At 54.1% G+C, this 21,547-nt stretch carries 19 protein-coding genes and 3 pseudogenes; 13 read left to right on the top strand and 9 right to left on the bottom strand.

Annotated features, from left to right (window positions below):
- Positions 1-51: 51 nt before the first annotated feature.
- The 7 genes and pseudogenes from MLE19_RS20080 to MLE19_RS20050 form a co-directional block, all read left to right on the top strand.
- Positions 52-1,614 (top strand): sugar ABC transporter ATP-binding protein, encoded by a 1,563-nt coding sequence (locus MLE19_RS20080; protein WP_240719947.1) that lies wholly within the window; start codon positions 52-54, stop codon positions 1,612-1,614.
- 65 nt (positions 1,615-1,679) lie between these two features.
- Positions 1,680-3,689: an ABC transporter permease gene (locus MLE19_RS20075; RefSeq protein WP_240719945.1), complete on the top strand. Its 2,010-nt coding sequence runs from the start codon at positions 1,680-1,682 to the stop codon at positions 3,687-3,689.
- 13 nt (positions 3,690-3,702) lie between these two features.
- The gene (locus MLE19_RS20070; RefSeq protein ID WP_240719943.1) at positions 3,703-4,488 is read left to right on the top strand and encodes an SDR family oxidoreductase; all 786 of its coding nucleotides are present in this window, start codon (positions 3,703-3,705) and stop codon (positions 4,486-4,488) included.
- On the top strand, positions 4,488-5,429 hold the full coding sequence (locus MLE19_RS20065; RefSeq protein ID WP_240719942.1) for a 3-hydroxyacyl-CoA dehydrogenase: 942 nt from the start codon (positions 4,488-4,490) through the stop codon (positions 5,427-5,429). The genes MLE19_RS20070 and MLE19_RS20065 overlap by 1 nt, the downstream gene beginning before the upstream one ends.
- Positions 5,430-5,432: 3 nt before the next feature.
- A complete protein-coding gene (locus MLE19_RS20060) occupies positions 5,433-6,359 on the top strand; it encodes a 3-keto-5-aminohexanoate cleavage protein (RefSeq protein ID WP_240719940.1) in 927 nt (308 codons plus the stop codon).
- 12 nt (positions 6,360-6,371) lie between these two features.
- The gene (locus tag MLE19_RS20055; RefSeq protein ID WP_240719938.1) at positions 6,372-7,250 is read left to right on the top strand and encodes an SMP-30/gluconolactonase/LRE family protein; all 879 of its coding nucleotides are present in this window, start codon (positions 6,372-6,374) and stop codon (positions 7,248-7,250) included.
- A 219-nt stretch (positions 7,251-7,469) separates the two neighbouring features.
- Positions 7,470-7,753, top strand: a pseudogene (locus tag MLE19_RS20050) (IS3 family transposase); the annotation flags it as partial.
- Positions 7,754-7,933: 180 nt separating this feature from the next.
- Here MLE19_RS20050 and MLE19_RS20045 read toward each other — a convergent pair.
- The 7 genes from MLE19_RS20045 to MLE19_RS20015 all read right to left on the bottom strand — a co-directional run bounded on the left by MLE19_RS20045 (position 7,934) and on the right by MLE19_RS20015 (position 14,722).
- Positions 7,934-8,137 (bottom strand): hypothetical protein, encoded by a 204-nt coding sequence (locus MLE19_RS20045; RefSeq protein ID WP_240719936.1) that lies wholly within the window; start codon positions 8,135-8,137, stop codon positions 7,934-7,936.
- 260 nt (positions 8,138-8,397) lie between these two features.
- Positions 8,398-8,718 carry an AtuA-related protein gene (locus MLE19_RS20040; RefSeq protein WP_240719934.1) on the bottom strand — a complete coding sequence of 107 codons (321 nt, stop codon included), beginning with the start codon at positions 8,716-8,718 and terminating at the stop codon, positions 8,398-8,400.
- Positions 8,711-10,084: an acyclic terpene utilization AtuA family protein gene (locus tag MLE19_RS20035; RefSeq protein WP_240719933.1), complete on the bottom strand. Its 1,374-nt coding sequence runs from the start codon at positions 10,082-10,084 to the stop codon at positions 8,711-8,713. The genes MLE19_RS20040 and MLE19_RS20035 overlap by 8 nt, the downstream gene beginning before the upstream one ends.
- Positions 10,081-10,929 (bottom strand): 3-keto-5-aminohexanoate cleavage protein, encoded by an 849-nt coding sequence (locus tag MLE19_RS20030; protein ID WP_240719932.1) that lies wholly within the window; start codon positions 10,927-10,929, stop codon positions 10,081-10,083. Before MLE19_RS20030 ends, MLE19_RS20035 begins: the two co-directional genes overlap by 4 nt.
- Positions 10,926-11,855, bottom strand: a complete 930-nt coding sequence (locus tag MLE19_RS20025; protein ID WP_240719931.1) for a 3-hydroxyacyl-CoA dehydrogenase NAD-binding domain-containing protein — start codon at positions 11,853-11,855, stop codon at positions 10,926-10,928. Before MLE19_RS20025 ends, MLE19_RS20030 begins: the two co-directional genes overlap by 4 nt.
- Complete coding sequence (locus MLE19_RS20020) at positions 11,852-13,729, bottom strand: TRAP transporter permease (protein WP_240719930.1); 1,878 nt, start codon at positions 13,727-13,729, stop codon at positions 11,852-11,854. Before MLE19_RS20020 ends, MLE19_RS20025 begins: the two co-directional genes overlap by 4 nt.
- Positions 13,730-13,747: 18 nt before the next feature.
- Positions 13,748-14,722 carry a TAXI family TRAP transporter solute-binding subunit gene (locus tag MLE19_RS20015; RefSeq protein WP_240719928.1) on the bottom strand — a complete coding sequence of 325 codons (975 nt, stop codon included), beginning with the start codon at positions 14,720-14,722 and terminating at the stop codon, positions 13,748-13,750.
- A gap of 130 nt (positions 14,723-14,852) precedes the next feature.
- Here MLE19_RS20015 and MLE19_RS20010 point away from each other — a divergent pair, with 130 nt between their 5' ends.
- On the top strand, positions 14,853-15,770 hold the full coding sequence (locus tag MLE19_RS20010; RefSeq protein ID WP_240719926.1) for a LysR family transcriptional regulator: 918 nt from the start codon (positions 14,853-14,855) through the stop codon (positions 15,768-15,770).
- A gap of 661 nt (positions 15,771-16,431) precedes the next feature.
- A pseudogene (locus tag MLE19_RS20005) lies at positions 16,432-16,560 on the top strand (transposase); the annotation flags it as partial.
- A gap of 71 nt (positions 16,561-16,631) precedes the next feature.
- On the opposite strand, the pseudogene MLE19_RS20000 reads toward MLE19_RS20005, so the two are convergent.
- Positions 16,632-16,721 (bottom strand): annotated as a pseudogene (locus tag MLE19_RS20000) (SDR family oxidoreductase); the annotation flags it as partial.
- 246 nt (positions 16,722-16,967) lie between these two features.
- On the opposite strand from MLE19_RS20000, the gene MLE19_RS23245 reads away from it, so the two are divergent.
- On the top strand, positions 16,968-17,249 hold the full coding sequence (locus MLE19_RS23245; RefSeq protein WP_425356824.1) for a LysR substrate-binding domain-containing protein: 282 nt from the start codon (positions 16,968-16,970) through the stop codon (positions 17,247-17,249).
- A 29-nt stretch (positions 17,250-17,278) separates the two neighbouring features.
- Here the strand turns inward: MLE19_RS23245 and MLE19_RS19995 are convergent, their stop codons facing one another.
- Positions 17,279-18,196 carry a LysR family transcriptional regulator gene (locus tag MLE19_RS19995; RefSeq protein WP_240719924.1) on the bottom strand — a complete coding sequence of 306 codons (918 nt, stop codon included), beginning with the start codon at positions 18,194-18,196 and terminating at the stop codon, positions 17,279-17,281.
- Between the two features lie 119 nt (positions 18,197-18,315).
- Here MLE19_RS19995 and MLE19_RS19990 point away from each other — a divergent pair, with 119 nt between their 5' ends.
- Genes MLE19_RS19990 through MLE19_RS19980 form a run of 3 tightly spaced genes read left to right on the top strand, consistent with a single transcriptional unit; the run spans position 18,316 to position 21,089 of the window.
- Positions 18,316-19,302: a zinc-dependent alcohol dehydrogenase family protein gene (locus tag MLE19_RS19990; protein WP_240719922.1), complete on the top strand. Its 987-nt coding sequence runs from the start codon at positions 18,316-18,318 to the stop codon at positions 19,300-19,302.
- Between the two features lie 3 nt (positions 19,303-19,305).
- The gene (locus tag MLE19_RS19985; protein WP_240719920.1) at positions 19,306-20,307 is read left to right on the top strand and encodes an LLM class oxidoreductase; all 1,002 of its coding nucleotides are present in this window, start codon (positions 19,306-19,308) and stop codon (positions 20,305-20,307) included.
- Complete coding sequence (locus tag MLE19_RS19980) at positions 20,289-21,089, top strand: SDR family NAD(P)-dependent oxidoreductase (RefSeq protein WP_240719918.1); 801 nt, start codon at positions 20,289-20,291, stop codon at positions 21,087-21,089. The genes MLE19_RS19985 and MLE19_RS19980 overlap by 19 nt, the downstream gene beginning before the upstream one ends.
- Positions 21,090-21,547: the final 458 nt, after the last annotated feature.

The following is a 21,547-nucleotide window of genomic DNA, read 5'->3' as shown; positions in this document are numbered from 1 at the left end:
GCGGTCTATGCCGCCGGAGCTATCGAAATTCCGGGACTCCAAGGAAACACTATGTCCGCAGACCATGAAACAGTGCCTGGGATCGAGGTACAGGGCCTAACCAAGGCCTATGGCCCGACCCTGGCAAACAGCGACGTTACATTTAAGGTAGCTCCCGGCTCTGCCCATGCGTTACTGGGGGAGAACGGTGCTGGCAAATCCACCACAATGAAATTGCTTTCGGGACTGATTAGGCCCGACAGCGGTGAAATTCGTATTCACGGCCAACTTGTTGCCCTTAAAAGCGCGCGCGACGCTCACGCAAGAGGCATCCAAACCGCTTTTCAAGAATTAACGTTGATCCCCGATCTGACGGTGCTAGACAACATGCTGCTGCCTCGAGCGCCTTGGACGCTGTTCGGCACACTGAACCGAACCCGCGTTCGGCATGAGGTGCTGCAACATTTCGATGCACTTGAGCTAGATATCGATCCCGACGCGTTGGCATCGGAGTTGAACCTCGCTACTCGGCAGAAGATTGAGATTGCACGCGCGCTTAGTCGCAACCCTTCGGTGTTACTGCTCGACGAACCAACTTCTGCGCTCTCAGGAGAGGATGTTGAATGGCTTGGCCGGATCATAGCTGGCGCGAAAGCGCGTGGCATCACTGTGTTGTTTATTTCCCACCGGTTGCCTGAGGTACGCGCATTCTGTGACACGATGACGATCCTGCGCAACGGCAAATCGGTCTATTCATCCCGTGTGGATGCGGTGACAGACGACGAAGTGGTTGAGTTGATTATCGGTCGGTCGGTCGAAAACGCTTTCCCGCCGCGCCGTCCGGTGTGTGATCGCAGCGGCGAGACGCCGGTGCTCGCTACGCGGGGGCTATCCGCAGGACCGAAGTTGCGGGAGCTTGATTTGTCACTGCATAAGGGGGAAATCTTGGGCATCGCTGGGCTTCAGGGCATGGGGCAGGAGTCACTATTTCCCGCGCTCTTCGGTGAAGAGATAGTAACTGCAGGGCGCATTGAACTGGATGGTAAGACACTACACCTGCGGTCGGCAGCCGATGCACTGGATCCCTCCGTCGCAATCGGTATGGTGCCTGAAGAGCGCAAGACAGGAGGGTTGTTCCTAAAACTGTCAGGTCGTCAAAACGCCACGCTGCCAGCGCTGGGGCGCTTCAATCGTGGCTTACTGCTAAATGAAGGTGCAGAGGCGCGTGCGGCCGCAGGGGCTTTTGCGGCGGTCGAGGTAGATGAGCGTGCACATTATATGCCAGCTGGAGCGTTCTCCGGCGGCAATCAACAGAAGATCGTAATAGCCAAGTGGCTGGTGGCGCAGAGTCGGATCCTTTTGCTCTTCGACCCGACACGCGGCATCGACGTGGGCACTAAGGAACAACTCTACGCGCTATTCCGCGCATTTACCGATGCTGGTGGGTCGGTACTGTTCCACTCCACCGAGATTCCCGAGCTTGTGCATCTTTGTGACCGAGTGGGTGTGCTCTACGAGGGTCGGCTGTCCTCCTGGCTGGAGGGCGAGACGCTGACAGAAAACGCAATTATGCAGGAGACTCTGGGTGGGGTAGACCCATTGGCTAAGGCCGCTGCACGGGAGGCGAGCACATGATGGATCAGGCGAGAAAACAGAGATTTCGCTATCGGTTCGGAATGCTTGGTGGGAGCTTAAATGGGATGATGCTCGCTGCGCGCCGTGGACAGGCAGTCATCGTTACCGTCTTTGTCTTTTTGGCACTGATGTGGCTGAATGCGGGGCTATCCCCTTACCCTCTGAACTACTTCGACATTTCCTTTTTGGCGAGCGGCGGCGCAACCACTGCTATCGCCGCTGCAGGGCAGTCGTTAGTGATCCTTTCTGGCGGTTTCGACCTATCGGCCGGGGCAGTTGTTTCGCTGGTCAACGCCGTGCTGGCGACCTCAATGGATCCTGCACAGGAGGAGGCCTCAGTTCTTCTCTGGACCCTCATAGGCATCGGCATCGGAGCCTGTGTCGGTGCAGTGAATGGGTTCTTTGTAGCGGTAATGCGACTGCAGCCCATCGTGGTGACGCTTGCGGTAATGTTCATCGTGCAGGGCATTACACTTCTGGTAATGGCTAGCCCGGGCGGTTTCGTGTCGCCCTCGCTGGGCATGGCCTACCTGGGGGATGTGATCCCGGGTCTGCTACCTGCACCGGTGGTGCTGTTGTTGGTAGTGGCCGTGTTGTGGCTCTGGCTGAAGCGCACTTCCTTCGGTGTGACGCTGTATGCCGTGGGAAGCGACTCAGAGGCTGCGGGCACCACTGGGCTACATACCAAGGCGGTGACTTTCGCGACCTATGTTCTCGCGGGTGGTCTCTATGGTCTTGCTGGTGTATTCGTGAGCGCGCAAACCGGGGCGGGCGACCCACTGGTGGGTAATTCTTTGTTACTGCCGACTTTCGCAGCAGTGGTGATAGGTGGTACTCGATTGGGCGGCGGGAAGGGCGGCATAGTAGGCCCGCTCTTTGGTGCCTACGTGCTAATGATCGTTGTCAATCTGCTATTGTCGCTGAACGTCTCAGCCTATTACTCAACCATCGCTGAAAGTGCGGTACTTATGATCGCCGTTCTGATGGGGTCGCTGTCGCGTGATAGCGTGCTGTCGAAGCGACTGCGTGATTTGAAGGCAGGGCTTGGCGCGCGGCGCGCCGGGCAGCTAGCTGGGCAACGCGCGCGAGAGGATAGACGGTTGACCTTCACCGCGCCCGGCGAAGATGTGCCACCTTCAAGTTTTCTGCAGCGACATGGGCCTACGCTACGCCATGTACTGCCGAGCTACATCTGTTTGCTATTCGTGATAATCGTCTCGCAAGTAGTTCTGAGCAATGTCTTCGGCAATCAACGCTATTGGGACTCCCTGCTTGTGCTGTCGAGCTTCCTGGCCATCCTCGCTCTGGGTCAGGGGGCGGTGATCCTCACTGGTGGACTCGACCTGTCACTACCTTGGTGTATCGCACTCTCAGGTGTGATGCTCACCGGGCTCGTCGGCGGGCAGGATATTGGCCTCTGGATCGCGATTCCGATCGTACTTCTCGTAGCCACCACCATCGGTGTGCTCAACGGGCTAGGTGTGGTCGCCCTAGGCCTTTCCCCCATCGTCGTGACGCTTGCAATGAACGGCTTCCTGCAAGGTGCAGCACTGATCTGGTCGGATGGCTCGCCTGCCGGCTTCGCACCTCCCTCCCTGCGCTGGCTTATGACCAGTAAGGTAATGGGCTTCACACCAGTGACCCTGTTTATGGTGGTCTTTGTCGCTTTCGCCATTCTGCTGCTTAACCGTACCAAATTCGGTCGTCAGGTCTATGCCGTGGGCAACAGTGAGCTTGCTGCACGCTTGTCGGGCGTGCCCGTCGGACGAGTAATTGTTTCGGTCTACGTGCTCTCAGCGCTTTGTGCGGCGCTGGTGGGGATTCTACTTGCTGGATTCTCGGGTCAAGCAAGCCTTGGCATGGGTGATGATTATCTGCTGCCCTCGATTGCCGTTGTGGTGGTTGGCGGCGCCCTCATCACCGGTGGCCGGGGCCATTACGTAGGGATGTTGGGTGGGGCACTGCTGCTGACTGCAATGCAGATGTTGTTGGCGGGTACGTCACTGCCAAGCGCTTTCCGAGCGGTGTTCTTCGGAGTATTAATCCTGGCGGCAGTGGTCGCAATCAAGGAATGAAGGAGAAGAGACAATGACTAGTATGAAATTGCCAGGCCTAAGCGGTTTGCGTGTGGCCGTTACCGCTGGGGCCGGGGGAATCGGCTTCTGCATCGCACGGGGGCTGATACAGCAAGGAGCCCGAGTCGCTATCTGTGACGTGGATAAGATGTCGCTCGACGCCGCGGCAGAAGAGCTGGGTGTCGAGGTCGCCACCGTTGCCGATGTTTCCGACGAAGCTCAGGTCGCAGATTTCTTCGCTGCAATAAAGACAAAGCTCGGCGGTCTCGACGCCCTAGTGAATAACGCTGGAATCTCCGGGCCAACTGGCGGTGTCGAGGAGATACCGCTTGCCGACTGGAAGCGCTGCATCGATATCTGTCTGACCGGTCAGTTCCTGTGCTCGCAACACGCAGTGCCCATGCTTAAAGCCGCCGGTGGCGGCGCCATCGTCAACATCTCCTCGTCAGCGGGGAAGTTCGGATATGCTTACCGCACTCCCTATTCCTCAGCCAAATGGGGTGTCATCGGCTTCACCCAATCCTTGGCCAAAGAGCTGGGACCGTCGAACATCCGGGCCAACGCAATCCTGCCAGGGATCATCGAAGGGCCGCGTATGGAGAACGTGATTACTGCCCGTGCTGAGCAAACTGGCGTTAGCTACGAGCATATGAAAGCGGAGTACCTTGGACGCATTTCGCTGCGCCGAATGACCCCTCCAGAGGATGTGGCGGACATGGCAGCCTATTTGATCTCAGAGGCTGGGAGAAACCTTTCGGGCCAGAGTTTTCCCGTTGATGGCAACGTGGAGGCACTGTGATGTTAGCTCCTGTCGCTTGTATCGGCTCAGGACTGATTGGACGGTCCTGGGCGATAGTCTTCGCCCGAGCGGGCCACGAGGTTCGTTTATGGGACGCCAAGCCCGAGGCATCCGAAGCCGCCCGCGCCTTTTGTGCCGAGGTACTACCTGAGTTGGAACAACTCGGCCTCATCGACTGCACCGCCACCGATGCTTTGGCGCGCATCCACACAGCCAGCACGTTAGAAGAAGCGCTTGATGGTGCCATTCACGTACAGGAAAGCACCTTCGAGAATCTTGTGATAAAACGGGAAATCTTTGCGCGGCTTGATGCGGTGGCTGCACCGGAGACTGTGCTAGCCTCCTCCTCCTCGGCGCTGCTTCCCTCGGCCATTTCCGAGGGGCTAAAGGGCCGCGCCCGTGTCATGGTGAATCATCCAATCAACCCGTCCTACCTCGTGCCGGCGGCCGAGCTGGTACCAGCGCCTTGGACCGACAAATCGCTAATAAACCGCACGGCGGAAATGCTGCGGGCCGCCGGTATGCAACCCATAGTCATGACTAAAGAGATTGATGGTTTCGTTATGAATAGGATGCAAGGCGCGCTTTTGCATGAGGCGTTCCGACTTGTCGCAGGCGGCTACGCAAGTGCTGAAGACGTCGATATTGGAATCCGGGAAGGTCTTGCGCTGCGTTGGTCCTTCATGGGGCCCTTCGAGACTATCGATCTCAACGCCCCCGGCGGTGTGCGCGACTACGTCGGCCGTTATGCCGGTGTCTATGAAAACTTAGCTGGCCAGCCCGCAGCCGACTGGCAGGGTAAAGTGTTGGACCAGATCGAGGCGGATCGCCGTGTGGCGCTGCCCCAGGAGAAACTTTCCGAGCGCCAAGCTTGGCGTGACCGCCGGCTGATGGCGCTGGCCGACCACAAGCGGCGTGCCGCGAACGAGATTGGAGACTAACTCATGCCCAACAAGGTTATTATTACTTGCGCCGTGACGGGCGCAATCCATACCCCGACCATGTCGGAACATTTACCCATTACACCTGATGAGATCGCTGAGGCAGCAATCTCTGCAGCAGAGGCGGGCGCGTCGATACTTCACCTCCACGCCCGTGACCCTAAAACGGGCAAACCCGATCAGTCCGCTGAAGCATTCAGGCCATTTCTTGGGCGGATCAAACAATCTACCAATGCGATTGTGAACATCACCACGGGCGGCTCACCCTATATGACCGTGCAGGAACGAGTGCAGCCAGCCGCGCAATGGCAGCCTGAGGTTGCCTCGTTGAACATGGGGTCAATGAATTTTGGTTTCTTCCCACTGCTCGCAAAGTATAAGGAATTTAAGTACGAATGGGAGCGAGATCACCTTGAAGGTTCGCGAGACTTGGTCTTTCGAAACTCGTTCAAGGATATCGAATACGTGCTCGAAACCTGCTATGGCAATGGCACACGGTTTGAATTCGAATGCTACGACATTTCGCATCTCTATAACCTCGCGCATTTCGCTGACCGAGGCTTGGTGAAGCCACCTTTTTTCGTGCAGTCGGTGTTCGGTCTTCTGGGAGGAATCGGCACACATCCCGAGGATGTGATGCACATGAAGCGCACCGCCGATCGTCTGTTTGGCAGTGATTACCGCTGGTCCGTACTTGGAGCGGGTAAAGATCAGTTCCGTATCGCCACGCAGGCAGTTGCGATGGGTGGAAATATCCGCGTGGGATTAGAGGATTCGATCTGGATTTCCCGCGGCAAACTCGCGGAGTCTAATGCCCAGCAGGTAGTCAAGGCGCGAAACATCGTTGAGGGGCTAGGCCTGGAAATTGCGACGCCCGATGAAGCACGAGAGATGCTCTCGCTCAAGGGTGGCAATGCGGTGAATTTTTGAGGAGGAGGAAATATGCAAATTGACATATTACTGGACGTCAAGACTACGCTGGGCGAGGGTCCGGTGTGGGATGTGGAGCAACAGCGACTCTATTTTATCGACTCAATGGACGGTCGGGTATTTCGCTGTGCCGCTGACGGAACAGATCTGAGAGCTTGGGACGTACCGGGCAAGATCGGCTCGATGGCGCTTCGCAAGAATGGTGAGGGGGCTATACTTTCACTCGATAAAGGATTCTGGCTCCTGGATTTCAAAAGCGGCCACTGCGAGCTGTTGCATGATCCTGAGTCCAATCTGGTAGATACCCGCATCAACGATGGAAAATGTGACCGGATGGGCCGCTTCTTTGCCGGGTCGATGGATATGATGGAAGAGGGTCCGAAGGGGGCACTCTACCGCGTTGACCCGGACATGACCGTGACCAAGCTCGAGGATGGAATCATTTGTTCCAATGGACCCTGCTTCAGTCCCGACGACAAGACCTTTTACTTCACCGATACCTGGACTGGCGAAGTCTGGGCTTATGACTACGACATCACCACGGGCGAGATTTCTAATCGGCGAACCTTCGCCAAGGTTGATACATTAAATGGCGGAGCTGCGGACGGAGCAACGGTGGACTCCGAAGGTTACTACTGGATGGCATTGGTCTATGACGGGCGGATCTGTCGGTTTGCGCCCGACGGCACACTAGATCGAGAAATCAAGATGCCGGTAAAAAAAGTGACGAGTGTGCAGTTCGGCGGACCCGATCTAGACGTGCTCTACGTTACCTCTATGGCTAAGCCGCCGCTACCTCGCTTTCCGAGCGACGGAGTGCAGCGCGGCAGTCTCTTCGCCATCACTGGACTGGGTGTTACAGGTATCCCAGAGCCCCGCTTCGGTGGCTGAGTCAGGGGGTACTGGCCAATTAGACGGGTAAGGTTCCGTTAGGTCGCGGATCACGTCCGATTACTTGCACATGAGTCAGAAAAAGACGAGCCAGCTGGGCTCTAAATACACCCTTTGCCACCAGATCCGCCCCTCGAGGGGCGGATCTGTTTCGGTTTGAACTACCTCTGTCCGACACTGATCTGGAGGCGCCACTAGCCACCTACATGCATGGAAAGAAGCCAGTATGCGTCGGACACCTTCCAGAAGCTGCTAACGCAACATGGTTATCGGTGCAACATGAGTCGACAGGGAAATTGCGGGGATAATGCCCCATCAGAAAGCTTATTCCATACTCTGAAGACGGAACTGGTTCACCATGAAGACTTCAAAACGCGGGCTGAAGCGAAGCATGTGATCTTCGAGTATATCGAAGTGTTTTATAACTTGGTGCGGCTACACTCCAGCAATGCTATATGAGTCCAGTGAACTACGAGTTAGCGCTACCAAGCATAATAGACTAGAAGTGTCCGGAGAACATAGGGCAGTCCAAGGCTGATGATGCCCTTGCCCTTGGCCAAAATGCTCGCCATTTCCTCGTACTGTTCTATGCCAAAGGGTACTCCATATCCTTCTGTCTGCCAGTAGGGCGGGTTCATATAAAAGAGAGAGTGTGGGCGGTCATAGCGCTCAATGCAGTTCTGTCATAGATGCTCTATAAAGGTGCTTGGTAGGCGCAAGTGAGCCGCTGATAGCGTCACCTCTAAGAGCAGTAGGTTCAAGCCTGGTGGTGTGGTAGTGGCAGTGCCAAACGTTTGGCCTTCAATGAGGGCACCAAAGGCATGCTGCTGGAAGTAATAGAAGCGGTCGGCCCGCTGTATATCAGTGAGCGTCTCAGGCCGCGTCATCTTCAACCACTCAAACACCTGGCGGCTGGAAAGCGCCCACTTGGACTGCCTGACGAACGCCTCAAGGTGGTTCTGCACTTAGCGGTATAGGTTTACCAAGCCACCGTTAACATCGTTGAGCACTTCTACCTCAGCTGGATAGGAGCTTAGGAAGAATAGCTCAGCCCCTCCTGCGGGGGCGCAAAGTAGCACTGGTAGCGGAAAAGCACTTAATTGGCTTGGTCAGATGTTTGGCAACAACTTTAGCCGACCGCAGGCTGCTAGATCTGTGGCGGTGTCACCTTCATGGATAACAATAGGGCCGACAGAGTTTTACCGTGCCCATCCAAGTTTAGAGCGCCATTGACGCCACCTTGTAGTGCATTGTCCAGAACTAAATTCATTCCATTAAGATGAGGAAGTAAGTAACGGGTCACGTGACTAACACCTCTATGCTCAAATAGAGCAGCAACGCTTGATTCCGACAACTGCTCAACCAGCCAGGAATAGTGAGCATCCTGATACACAAACACCCCTAAGCTGAGTCGGTCGCCTTTATCGCCTGCCCGGGCATGGGCGTAGCGGTGCAATAGTTCACTCATTACCCTCTCCTCCATGCAGTGTAACGGTGGGGGCAACTTGTTGCCTGGGCACCAAATACGAGGCTGTTTTTAAGCGTTGTGTATGGTGGCGTCGTACGCCGCCTCCTCCCGCTGGCCCGCAGCAATAGAGTGCTAATAACTCCTGCGTTGCCAGCTCCACCACGCTTTTATCTGCGTGCTCTACTGCAAGACGAAGCCGAATGTCGCTAGCGGCTTCTTCTATAGTTCTAGCAGCGAGTTGTGAGTCGCCATCGAAAACGCTGGAAATACCAATTAAGTCAAATCGTGTGCGCAGATTGGCGGGGCAGCGTAATGCCAAACGTTGGCGTAGAGTTTCTCTGGCTAGGCTTGCTCTAGCGAAAGCATTAGGGCCCGCATAGGAAATCTCGGCTTCGCCTTGGTAACCATCCAGAAAGCTAACAGTGGTTTTTAAACGATCAGGCGCTGGCTTGCCGCGTACACCGGTGACTTCAACACGATCTTTGGCAAGTTGCTTGATCCTGACGTGCTCAAGGTTGATCACGACATCGGGAGTGATATAAGCGCTGGGGTTATGTATTTCATACAGCAGCTGCTCTTTGACCGTTTGCTCGGTGACTAAACCGCCCGTACCGGCTGGCTTGGTCACTATCAGTCGTCCGTTACGCTCAACCTCAACGAGGGGATAGCCTAAGGAGGCCATGCCAGGGACCTCTTTAACTCCCGGATCAGCAAAGTAACCGCCGGTCACTTGCGTGCCGCACTCAATCAAATGGCCTGCTAATGCTCCGGCGGCGAGGCTGTGCCAGTCATCTCTTGCCCAGTTGTGGTAATAGCAGAGCGGGGCAAGCGCCAGTGAGGGGTCGGCCACCCGTCCTGTAATCACGACTTGAGCCCCTTGGGTCATTGCCTCTATTAAGGCATCTGCACCGAGATAGACATTGGCTGCTACCACTTGCTCAAGTGCTGAAATAGACCGCTTTTCGCCCTCCCAGGCCTGCCAGTCAAGTGCATGCAGGCGGTCTCTAACATCATCGCCTTGAATAGTAGCCAAGCACGCTTGAGAGTGACCTAAGCGCTTAGCCAACTGCTGAATGCGACGACACGCAGCATCTGGGTTAGCCGCGCCAAAGTTACCCAGAATCGTAATGTGGTTAGCCAGACAGTCACTCAGAACTGGCGATAAGAACTCTTCCAGCAGCGGCTCATCGCCGCTGTCAGGATCTTTGATCCGGCGTAACTGGGCAGCCGCCAGAGTGCGTTCCCCGAGTGTTTCAAACATCAGCGCACGAGGGGCATCATAAGACATGAGGGCATCAACTAGCGGCCTAGCCGCATCGGTACGATCACCGGAGAAGCCTGCGCCGCAACCCACCACTACCGTCATAAGGTCACCCCTGTATTAGCAGAGTTGTTAATTACGAGAAAACGACGTGCTTCGGATGCGCTCATTACCCGGCGTCCAGTCGCTTCGATACGGGCTTTGGTCGTGGCGACTAGCTCGGCATTGTTAGTGGCGAGTTGGCCATCCGCTCGCCATAGATTATTTTCAAAGCCAGCTCTGGTATGACCACCTTGCTGGGCCGCTAGCGCTAAGCAATCTCCTTCAGTCGGCCCAAACGCGCAGACCGCCCAATGGTCGCCAGCCACTAATGCTTGTAGAAAGCCCGGTAGGCGGCTTGGGTCGGCAATGGGTGGGTCCGCGTAGCGCCCAAGTACGAAGAGTAAAAAAGCAGGCCCATTAGGCACATCACCTTGCTCTCTTAAGCGATTGAAGTGGGTGAGGTCTTCAGGCGAGTAAACGATGTATTGAATGTGTGTTCCGCGGCTGGCCAGGTAACGGCACAGCTCGCCACTGGCTTGAACTTCATGAGCATCACCGAACCATTCACGCACCGCGATAGAAACATAGTCTGGCTGAAACGCCTCCATCACATCACGTTGTTCTGATGGAGAATACCGCCCTCCGGCTTCGCTGGTGACCTGAAGGAGTAATTGATCTCCTACGGTTTCCTTAATGGCGTTAATGGCATCTTGGTAGGCACCAGCATCCAGTAAATGACGCCCGCTGGCTTCACGTACATGCACATGCATGGCGGAGGCGCCTGCTGCCAGGCACTCTTGTGCATCTCTTGCAAGTTCCTCAGGGGTGAGAGGAATAGCGGGATGGTCTTGATAGACGCGCCGAGCCCCATTGGGGGCTACCATTAGCAAACAAGGTGAGAGGCTCATAGGGTCTCCTCCTGTTTTACGTTAATTGCCAGCGCTTGCTGAATAGCCGTCAACTGTCGGTCTCGTTCAGAGAAAAGGTCAGGCAGTGATTGCCCTTGCGTCGCGGATTCAACCCCATGGATCACTTGAGCATAAAGTTCGTCGTTCATGGTCGGTTGTCCTAGGCTTGCCCAACGATACTCCTGGCTAGGACCGAGGTGTTCCAAGTAGTGGCGAATGCCACCTTGGCCGCCGCCCAGATGATAGGTCAGAAACGGCCCTTGAATGGCCCAACGCAACCCCGGCCCCGCTGTCACAGCAAGGTCGATATCTTCCACGCTTGCTACGCCTTCCTGTAATAGATAAAGCGCTTCCCGCCACAATGCCGAAGAGAGACGATTCGCAATATGGCCAATCATCTCTTTACGTAGCATCACCGGTTGCTTACCGATGCTTCGATAAAAGTCGAGCAATCGTTGCACCAGCTCAGTATCCGGCCCGTAGAGTTCGACTAGAGGGACTAGGTGGGGCGGATTGAAGGGATGAGCGATAATAATGCGCTCAGGCGCAGGCGCACCCTTTGTGATATCAGAGTGCTTTAAAGAGGAAGTGCTGCTCACCACCAACACTTGCGATGGCGCTGCCTGTTGAATATCTGCTAATAACTGTTGCTTGAGTGCTACGGATTCAGGCGCATTTTCGACGACCAGCTCTGCGCCCTGTAAGGCCTCTGCCAATGTGGGCGCAACCACGGGCGTGCGGATATCGGCACCAAGGGCTCGCATATCCTCAGCCACGCGCTGAGCAAAGCTGGCGCGGGCGGTGGCATCAGGGTCGAAAGCCGTGACATGTAAACCGCGAGAAAGAAAGTAGGCGGTCCAACTAATGCCGATAGTGCCACAGCCAATCATCGCAATATTCGTCATGCTCAGTCCTTGGTGACTCATAGCTCCGCTCCTTGAAGTGCAATACGCCGAGAGGATTGCCACGCCCATAAATAGAGCCCCGTCAGGCCCGCAATGCCCACTAAGCCAAGTGCCATATTCGGCACCAGCGCCAATAGTCCTGTGATTGCCAGCAGCGCATTATCCAGCCCTCGATTGCCGAAAAGGCGAGCGCCTCCCAATATGCCGGCGAAAGCCAATACAAAGGCCATGGCACGAGCAGCCGCAAGAGTAATGTCCCAGGCGTCGCCTAAACCGATAAGCGCGGGGTATGCCAGGATCAGGAACGGTATAATGTAGGTGGTGGCCCCCAAGCGGATCGCGTGACCCGCGACCTGTAACCAGCCCGCCTTAGCGATCCCTGCGGCAACAAAAACCGCGATACACACGGGCGGGGTGATGACCGATATGGTCGCAAAATAGAACACGAACAGATGGGCGACTAAGGGTTCGATACCGATGCGGGTCAGCGCAGGTGCCAGTACGGCAGCGACCAGCACATAGGCAGCGGTGGTAGGAATACCCATGCCCATAATGAGGCAGATGACTGCGACAATTAACGCCACCAAGATAACCTGCTCACCAGCGACACTGACGACTAGCGTCGAAAGCGTGACGCCAATACCCGTTAGGTTGAGCATTGCCACCAGAATCTGTGCCCCTGCTAGCAAAACGCCAATGATGACCATGCCTTTACCGGCATCCTCCAGGCCTGTCAGTAGTGCACGTACGATTTGTCGGGGCGGCGTTCGATCCAAGAAAGCAAAGAAAAGGTAACTGATCAACAGGAAGGTAATACCCAGAAAAGCCGCGAATTGGATGGAGTAGCCATTGAGAACGCCACCAAACAAACCTCCCAGAGCGGCAACAATAGGAATTAGACGCTTAAATTGAAGTACGTCTGGCCAAGCGGGAAGCTCGCTTTCAGGCACTAAAGGAAATGCGTTTCTCACAGCCACTAAGTGCAGCGTAAAAAAAACGGCCACATAGAAAAGGAACGCGGGTAATACGGCAGCTAGGGCAATCGTGACGTAGCTGACACCTAATATCTCGGCCATGATAAAGGCCGCCGCGCCTAAAATCGGTGGCGCGATCTGGCCCCCGGTAGATGCAACGGCCTCCACCCCGCCAGCAAAGGCCGGTGGGTATTTGAGCCGTTTCATCATAGGTATGGTGAAGTTGCCCGTGGTGGCTACGTTGGCTACCGCGCTTCCGCTGACCATAGCGAACAGGCTGGAAGCCACCGTCGCAATTTTGGCGGCCCCCCCTTGGCTACGCCCGCCGATGCGCATTGAAAGATCAATAAAGGTTTGGCCGCCACCTGTGTGGAGCAGCAGGCTTCCAAAGAGTACAAACGCGGCAATGGTGGTGGCGGCTACGCCGAGTAGCATCCCCCATACGCCTAAATCACCGAGAAACAGCGTTTCCGTTACGAAACTAGCATCAAAACCTCGATGGCTGAGCGGCCCTGACAATCGGTCACCCAGCAGCGCATAGGCGATACCCAGTGTCACTAGTAGTGGGAATACCCATCCAATAGCCCGTCGGGCAACTTCCAAAATGGACACCACTAAAATGGCAGTGAGCGCCATATCCTGCGTCGTTGCCCAGGGTAAGGTAGTCAGAATGCTGTTAGCGTTGAAAGTAATAAACAGGCAGGCGGTTATTGCTCCCAAAGCTAATATGCAATCAATAACTATCCCTAAGGGGCGCCAAGCCTTATCAGCGCCCAGTGGATAGGTGAGTAATCCCAGCCCGATGACCAGCGCAAGAAAGAGACTGCGGTGAACCAAGCTTTCAAAAGGCCCGGTCGCTGAGGTGTAGAAGATGAAGCCGCCCAAAAGAAGGGCGACCAGCATTAGCAGTTTATTGCGCATGGAACCGAGCTCCTCGCCTTATTCTGTCGGCATCAGGTGTTCAGGAATCTCGTATCCCTGCTCTTCAAAATAGCGCGCGGCTCCTGGATGAAAGGGCACCGTTCCACTGCTTAGGGTGAGTTCTGCGATATCGACATCGGCGAGATTAGCGAGCGCACTTACTTGCGGTTCAGGATTCTCCATAACGGCTTTAACAATTTGGTAGGCCGTTTCTTCACTGAGCTCAGGGCTTGAATGCATCGCTAAACCAAAGCTCCAAGTGGAGTAAGCTGGCACTCCATCAGCTGCTCCCTCAGGAATGTTAACGACTGAAATGTCCGGCATCTGTTCACTCAGGATTTCAGTTTGTTCATCGCTTAGGGAAAGCACTTGGATGGGCGTAAAGGTTGCAATGTCCATGGAGGAGCCATCCAGCTTTTCGCCCACGCCGGATTTGACGTATCCTGCCATGCGGTTGTCTTTTACACCGGCAACTACATCAGTGGTGGAACCACGTACATATTCCGGAGCTAGACCCAATGTCTCCATGACTTCGATAGTGGTTGCCTCGGTAGCAGAACCGGTAATGCCTGGGTTGAGACGAGCACCGTCCAATTCCGCCATGCTCGTAACGCCAGCATCTTCGCGCATCACAACATTTTGTGGTGCCTGGGAGTAGACCCAAAGAAGGCGGTTATCCACGGGGCGGCCCTCAAACTCACCTTCACCCGCATAGGCGTGATAGCCGACGTTCGTGGTGACGAGTCCCATATCCACTTGGTTTCTTAAAATGCGGCGCAAGTTGTCCACTGTGGCACCGGTTTCTACTACCGAGGTGCGCACATCATCCACATGCTGATTAATAATTTGCCCAACGGCGACAAAGTAGCCGTATTGGCTAGACGATGTGGAGGTAGAGCCGATTAAGAGCTGTTCTTCTGCTTGGGCCGAAGTGCCAGCGATCAAGCCAGCACTGAGGATGGCAGTTATGAGCGGCGTTTTTAGTGAGTACATAGCAATTGCTCTCTCTGGGTATTGTGGGTTTTTGGTTCCAGAAGGTGCGTTTCATTTGACTTATTAAGAATGGAAGAACCTGCTAGCATTTGTCTAATATATTTATACGAATGAGACTTTTACTTTATTTATGCAACCTTCAATCCGACAACTAAAAGCCTTTGTTGCTATCGCTGAGTTTGGCAGCTTCGTGGAGGCGTCCGAGCGCCTACACATGTCTCAGCCAGCACTAAGTATCGCCATCCGTAAATTAGAAGAGTGTGTGGGTGGTGTACTGTTCAATCGTTCTCCTCGCGGCGTGCAACTTACCCCGGAAGGAAAGTTTTTTCTGCACACCGCTAGACGACTGATTAGCGATTGGGATGAGGCTCTGAGCGACATTGGTGAACTGTTCAATAAGCAGAGAGGGAAAATAACTCTGGCAGCGCTGCCTACACTAGCGGCAGGTTTTTTGCCGACAGTACTAGCAGATTACCGTCGCCGATTCCCCAATATTGCGATGAATGTTCACGATGTGTTGGCCTCCCAGGTGGATGACCTTGTGAGTGATCATCGCGCGGATATAGGTCTATCGGTTCAGCCACTCCGCACAGAAGCAACCCATTTTGAACCTCTCGTGGAAGACTACTTTGTAGCGGTATGTCCTCATGGGCATCCCTTATTGGCGTTAGACACCGTTCCTTGGGAGACGCTACTGCACTATCCCATTATTGGGTTGAGCCGTCTTTCAAGTACGCGCGAGGCGATTGAAACTGTGTTAAAAGACCAAGGTTTGGAAATGGATTTGATGTGTGAAGTAAGCCAGATTGGTACCGCCGGACGAATGGTGGCCGCAGGCCTCGGCGTTGCTGCGCTTCCCTCACTTAGCTTCCGCCAGATTTCTGCGGAAGGAATAGGTTGGCGTCCTTTAATCGCTCCTTATGTTCCTCGCTCGCTGGGTATCATTACACCTTCCCGCGGTTCGCCCTCTGCTGCAGCAACCGCTATGTTGGAAACCATACGGGCTCACGCCGGACATTTAGGAGGTATTTCCAGCCAGCAAGAATAAAACGCTGCTCGTTGGCAGATAGAGCTTTGCGGCGCTCGAGTAAAGGCTTAGGAAGGGTCATTATGGGTTACTCAAATTAGCGTATACCGATCAACTAGCTGTAAAAACAATGAAGTAACTTTTGACTCTAAACCCGGCTAATACTGAAGAAAGTGTGACGTTAGTCTTTTGCCTGAGCCAATAGAAGTTCCATCTTCAAAGTCTAGTTTCCACACTCCGCTATGGCATTCTTTAAGTAGTCTTAACCATCTGTCTTTGAACTCACGCCTACCAGGTTGGCAATGTAGCTTCGGGTAGCTGTCACATCAGTATTGGTTGTCTGATAGCCCATCACCTCACTTTTTTGTCAAGTGGTGGTTATGAAGCTTCATATGAAACGGAGTTGGATAACAGTATGGAGCGACTGTTTATGGTTGAAGTGTAGTCTGTATCCCATGGTTGGTTATGCTCGCAAACTATGTTTTTAGGTATCGGCGCTGGATTGATCTATGTCGATTTTTTTCATTTTTTTAAACATCGTTCCTTGCCATGTTTATTGCGTAAACATAGATTTAGCAAAACATACCTTTATGTCGAATTTGAAGAGAATATAGACATGGCATAGTCCCCGGGTGCCAGGATAGCTGTCGCCTGATTGATTTACCCTAACCAAGACCCTTCGATGCCACGTTATTCCCCAGAGCGCAAAGACGCACTGCTGAAGAAGCTGTTACCTCCGTACAACCTATCCGTTGCTGAAGTGGCACGGCAAGAAGGTATTTCCGATGCCTCCCTGTATGCTTGGCGTAAGCCAAAGCCTGAGCATAGGACCTTATACATGACTCAGCAAAAGTTCAGGCCACTAACCGTAAACTTAATCAATCAGAAGGTTCCTGGATAGGCACCTCCGTCGAGCAGAATGTTCTGACCGGTCAAGTAACCCGCACGCTCGCTGCACATAAAGGCACAGAAGGCACCAAACTCTACGGCGGTGCCGAACTCTGATAAGCACGATTGTCGAGCGAGTTGACGCGTTCCATGAAGAGATGGAGCGGCGCATCAGCCAAGTGATGGCGGCGTGACTTATCGGCGGAACCACAACGGCATAGATGCCGGGGCCACCACCCCGGCATCTTTATTTTTTTGGAGGTCGAATGGCATACGTGCATCAATCTGGGGGGATTGGATACATGGGTTTTCAAGAGTTAAATCGGGCTTGTGAGAGTCAAAACTCGTGGGTATCTCAAGTTAGACAACGGTGAGGCAGTGAGAGACGCCTGCATCGAGGGAATGGGGGTGGCTTTAACGAGTACCTGGTGTTCCTTTGAGGCACTATATAATGGCAGCCTCGTGAGAATTCTGGAGGACCACCCCATAGCTACTGACAGCTCAATCTGGGCGCTCTATCCCAATTCACATTTACTTGCTCCACGAGTGCGGGTGTTTATTAATTATTTGCTCCAGCAATTGGTACTCCACCCTCGTGGGATCGTCCGCTGATACCTATCTGAAAGCCTATTTCAGAAAACCTACGCGACATTGGTGGGTTGCCACAACGGGTTAGCGCCAATCCGATCCACCAGAAAATCAATGAACACCCGGACCTTTGCGGTCAATACATTGGATTTCGGGTACACCAGCCAAAGCGCTGGCTCAGCGTCCATCCGGTAGTCTTGAAGAACCTGCACCAGAGTCTCTGCTGAAAGTTCTCGGTGGACGCTCCATAGGGCATGTAGAGCGATCCCCGCTCCCTCCATGGTCGCAATCTTGTAACTCAAGCCGTCATCAATGATCAGTCTGTTTTGCGAACTGCGAAGGTTTAACTGCTCCTTTTCTCCCTTGGGACCGGCCAACGCAATCGTGGCCTGGGATTTGAAGGCGACCAACTGATGAGAATACAAATCGTCCGGGTGTTTTGGCGTTCCCCATTTCGCGAGGTACCCGGGGGAGGCACAGAATATACGTCGATCATCGGCGAGTTTCCGTGCTTTCAGATTGCTGTCCGGCAACACCGCATCTCTCAGAGCTAGGTCAAAACTGCCCTGAATGAGGTCCAGCTCCATATCGGACAATCGCAAGTCCAGATTGATACCTGGATACATCTCCAGAAACTCTGGTACCAAAGGCACGATATATTGTTGGGCAAAGGTGCTGGATGCGGTAAATCTCAGAGTGCCAGACACATGCTCATTGCCAAACCCCATCGCGGCCAACGCCGCGTTCTCTTGGGCCAGAATTTCCTTGGCAAAAGGCAGGAATTCCGAACCCTCAGTAGAAAGCGCCACTTTACGGGTTGAACGGCGCAACAAGTCTGCTCCAACAGCTTTTTCAAGCTTGGCCAACCTCGCACTGGCAACGGCTGGCGGCAGCCCCAGTTCCCGTCCGGCGGCGCTAATGTTGAGTTTTTCAGCAGCCAGCACAAACAGTTTTATTCCCTCGGTGTCCATGAATTTATATCCATTTTACGAATTCTGAATACCATTATTGGTCATTTATTCCGTTTTCTCGACCCTTTAATCTGTACTTAGTCGCTTGTACAAATCAACTGCAAGATTGGAGTTACACAATGAAAGCAATGGTCCTTAATCAGTACGGCCCTGAGGCAGCGTTTGAGCAGGTCGACATGGCTGCACCTTCGGCACAGTCAGGCCAAGTCATCGTCCGCGTTGCGGCAACGAGCATCAACACCGTCGACACCATGATTCGCCAGATGGGCAAGGATCTCCCGTTGTCCCCGGACTTGCCGGCCGTGCTTGGCATGGACTTCGCTGGCACCATTGAAACCGTTGGTGAAAACGTAACCGGTTTCGCGCCCGGTGACGAAGTATACGGATGTGCTGGTGGCCTAGCCGATCTGCAGGGAGCGCTCGCAGAGTTGATGCCCGCCGACGCACGGCTGATTGCGCACAAACCGAAGAGTCTGACGATGCGTGAAGCCGCCGCATTGCCTCTGGTTGGTATTACTGCGCTTGAGGGCCTGCAAAGAGCTGACGTGAAAGCCGGACAGAAAGTGCTGGTGCACGGTGGTACCGGTGGTGTGGGCCATGTTGCGGTTCAGCTGGCCAAGCACTTTGGTGCCACTGTGTATTCAACAGCCACCGGTGAACAGGCATTCGACATCCTCAAAGGCTACGGCGCTACACCGATTGACTACAAGACTGAAATCGTCGCGGACTATGTTGAGGCCCATACTGGAGGTGCCGGGTTCGATGTGGTTTTCGACACGGTTGGCGGCGAAAATATGACCAAAAGCTTTGAAGCAGCTGCCCTAAATGGCCATGTGACGACCACTGTAGCCATGGTTGAACTGGATCTGTCCACCGCTCACTTCAAAGGGCTTTCGATGCATGTGGTGTTCATGTTAATTCCCATGCTGCACAACCATCATCGGGAAGCGCACGGCGACATTCTGGGGCAACTGGCGCAGATTGTGGACCAGGGTGGCGTCACGCCGCTTCTGGATGAGCAGACATTCAGCCTTTCCGAAGCGGGCAAAGCCCATGATCGTCTGACCAGTGGCCAGGCCATCGGTAAGGTTGTCGTGGAGGTATAAGTAATGCCAGCACTGAACGAGAGCACAAAGACATTTGCCCGGATCAATCGTGGCTACAATCAGGTGTTCCAGCCAAACCGGTTGAGTATTGGTCTGGTTGCTCCGCTGGAGAGTTATACCAGGGGCCCTGTGCCGACGATGGAGCGCTACCTTGAACGCGTACGATTGGCGGAGAAGGCCGGTTTTTCTGCGGTATGGTTACGAGATGTCCCGTTTAATGTGCCCTCGTTTGGTGATGCCGGCCAAGTGTTCGATCCGTTCGTTTACCTCGGTTTTCTGGCCGGGCAAACCGAACGGATCGCCCTGGGTGTCTCGAGTCTGATCTTACCGCTTCGGCACCCTGCTCACGTTGCGAAGGCCGCAGCCAGTGTCGATCAACTGGCGGGTGGTCGTTTGATACTCGGAATCGCATCCGGCGACCGGCCTGATGAATACCCCGCCCTTAACGAAAACTACGAAAACCGGGGTGAGCGGTTTCGGGACAGTTTCGACTACATCCGCAGGATGGCCGATAGCGCGCCAGCGTTCGAAAACCGTTATGGCCAGACCAACGGTGAGATGGACCTGCTGCCAAAGCCAATGGCAGGAAAGATTCCGATGCTGATTACCGGAGGTAGCCAACAGACGCCGCAATGGGGCGCTCGCCATAGTGACGGGTTGATTACTTACCCGAGGAACATCGACGATCAGGCAAACGCTGTCAGATCCTGGCGTAACGGTATTCCTGGTGAAACAGGGTATTCAAAGCCCGTGATGCAATCCCTCTATATTGACCTTCTGACAGAGCCCAATGCACCGCCGCAGCCGATTCATCTGGGCTTCAGATCGGGCATAAAGTTCCTGAAGGCTTACCTGCAATCACTGGAAGAAATCGGCGTAAACCATGTAGCGCTGAACCTACGATTCAATCAGGCGAATATTGAAGAAACCCTCTTGTACCTCGCAGAAGACCTCCTCCCTGAATTTCCGGCAAAAGGACACAAAATATGGCCAAGAAAATTCTGATCACCGGCGCCACTGATGGCATAGGGCTCGAAACCGCGAAGCGTCTCTATTCCGAGGGCCACACATTGCTGTTGCATGGAAGGAGCGCAGAGAAGCTGGCGGCGACAGAGCAAATGTTGGCAAACGGTACGGGCGCCGGACGGATCTACACCTATATCGCCGATCTGTCGCGTCTGGCTGAAGTAGGTCCATTGGCAGACACGATCACCCGAGAACATGACCAGTTGGACGTGATCATCAACAACGCGGGTGTCCTGCGTGCTCCTGAAAACATCACCGGGGACAGACTGGATGTGCGGTTTGCGGTCAATACGGTCGCTCCCTATTTGCTGACCAAACGCCTTTTGCCACTCATGAGGCCAACTTCACGGGTGGTTAATCTGTCATCTGCGGCACAGGCTCCGGTAGAACTTGCCGCCCTGCGCGGGGAAAAGTGCCTTCTGGATGACATGTCGGCCTACGCCCAAAGCAAGCTGGCTTTGACGATGTGGAACAATGCACTGGCTGCGTCACTTGGCAGCCAAGGACCCGTATTTGTTGCAGTTAATCCTGGCTCGTTATTGGCATCAAAGATGGTCAAAGAGGGTTTTGGAATCGCCGGAAAAAGCCTATCGATAGGTGCCGATGTTCTCACCCGAGCAGCGCTTTCATACGAGTTTGCCAATGCGTCAGGCGATTATTTTGACAACGATAAAGGTCAATTCGGTCAGCCTCATCCGGACGCTCTGAACGATCAAAAGTGCGCTGCAGTGCTAGCAGTTATGGAAGAGCTGATTGATTGAAATGATAAATTAGAAATTTACTAGGATTTCATGAGCTTCTCACGAATAGTCGATCTGATTTGCTCCATTGCCGTGGGGATTGCCTGTAAAGACGCGGGCACTCACGACTGAATTGTAAGGAACTTACATAGCCTACTTCGGTAGCCGCTTTGTCCAGGTAGGAAGACAAATAAGTAATGGCCCGGGCAATTTCATTACCAAAGCTAGATGCATGTCTTGCGAGTTACCTGCCGCCTCTTTTAATACAGCGTAGTAGAGCTCCGAAGCCGGCCATTTCCAAGTACCACGGTATCTGCTGGGCTATTACTCAGTTTTATTAGCCGTAGTGCTGCATACCTTTTTTAGTTGAGGTCATTTAAGCAGTTTATCAGGACTAAAGGTGTTTTCGACTGCTCTATACCTTGGCTAATCACGACTGGCCCCATAGGGTACGCAACAACCGTTCGCTGGCAGCGTTA

Origin of the sequence: Vreelandella neptunia (assembly GCF_022489065.1) — a bacterium.
Classification (GTDB): Bacteria; Pseudomonadota; Gammaproteobacteria; order Pseudomonadales; family Halomonadaceae; genus Vreelandella; species Vreelandella neptunia_A.
This window is presented reverse-complemented; position numbering and strand designations above follow the sequence as displayed.

Coding starts and splice junctions, on each gene's coding strand:
- MLE19_RS20025 (WP_240719931.1), bottom strand. CDS start 11,855: ATGAGTCACCAAGGACTGAGCATGACGAATATTGCGATGATTGGCTGT.
- MLE19_RS20040 (WP_240719934.1), bottom strand. CDS start 8,718: ATGAGTGAACTATTGCACCGCTACGCCCATGCCCGGGCAGGCGATAAA.
- MLE19_RS20060 (WP_240719940.1), top strand. CDS start 5,433: ATGCCCAACAAGGTTATTATTACTTGCGCCGTGACGGGCGCAATCCAT.
- MLE19_RS20020 (WP_240719930.1), bottom strand. CDS start 13,729: ATGCGCAATAAACTGCTAATGCTGGTCGCCCTTCTTTTGGGCGGCTTC.
- MLE19_RS20010 (WP_240719926.1), top strand. CDS start 14,853: ATGCAACCTTCAATCCGACAACTAAAAGCCTTTGTTGCTATCGCTGAG.
- MLE19_RS20070 (WP_240719943.1), top strand. CDS start 3,703: ATGACTAGTATGAAATTGCCAGGCCTAAGCGGTTTGCGTGTGGCCGTT.
- MLE19_RS20045 (WP_240719936.1), bottom strand. CDS start 8,137: ATGACGCGGCCTGAGACGCTCACTGATATACAGCGGGCCGACCGCTTC.
- MLE19_RS19995 (WP_240719924.1), bottom strand. CDS start 18,196: ATGGACACCGAGGGAATAAAACTGTTTGTGCTGGCTGCTGAAAAACTC.
- MLE19_RS20055 (WP_240719938.1), top strand. CDS start 6,372: ATGCAAATTGACATATTACTGGACGTCAAGACTACGCTGGGCGAGGGT.
- MLE19_RS20015 (WP_240719928.1), bottom strand. CDS start 14,722: ATGTACTCACTAAAAACGCCGCTCATAACTGCCATCCTCAGTGCTGGC.
- MLE19_RS20030 (WP_240719932.1), bottom strand. CDS start 10,929: ATGAGCCTCTCACCTTGTTTGCTAATGGTAGCCCCCAATGGGGCTCGG.
- MLE19_RS19980 (WP_240719918.1), top strand. CDS start 20,289: ATGGCCAAGAAAATTCTGATCACCGGCGCCACTGATGGCATAGGGCTC.
- MLE19_RS20065 (WP_240719942.1), top strand. CDS start 4,488: ATGTTAGCTCCTGTCGCTTGTATCGGCTCAGGACTGATTGGACGGTCC.
- MLE19_RS20080 (WP_240719947.1), top strand. CDS start 52: ATGTCCGCAGACCATGAAACAGTGCCTGGGATCGAGGTACAGGGCCTA.
- MLE19_RS20035 (WP_240719933.1), bottom strand. CDS start 10,084: ATGACGGTAGTGGTGGGTTGCGGCGCAGGCTTCTCCGGTGATCGTACC.
- MLE19_RS19985 (WP_240719920.1), top strand. CDS start 19,306: ATGCCAGCACTGAACGAGAGCACAAAGACATTTGCCCGGATCAATCGT.
- MLE19_RS20075 (WP_240719945.1), top strand. CDS start 1,680: ATGATGCTCGCTGCGCGCCGTGGACAGGCAGTCATCGTTACCGTCTTT.
- MLE19_RS19990 (WP_240719922.1), top strand. CDS start 18,316: ATGAAAGCAATGGTCCTTAATCAGTACGGCCCTGAGGCAGCGTTTGAG.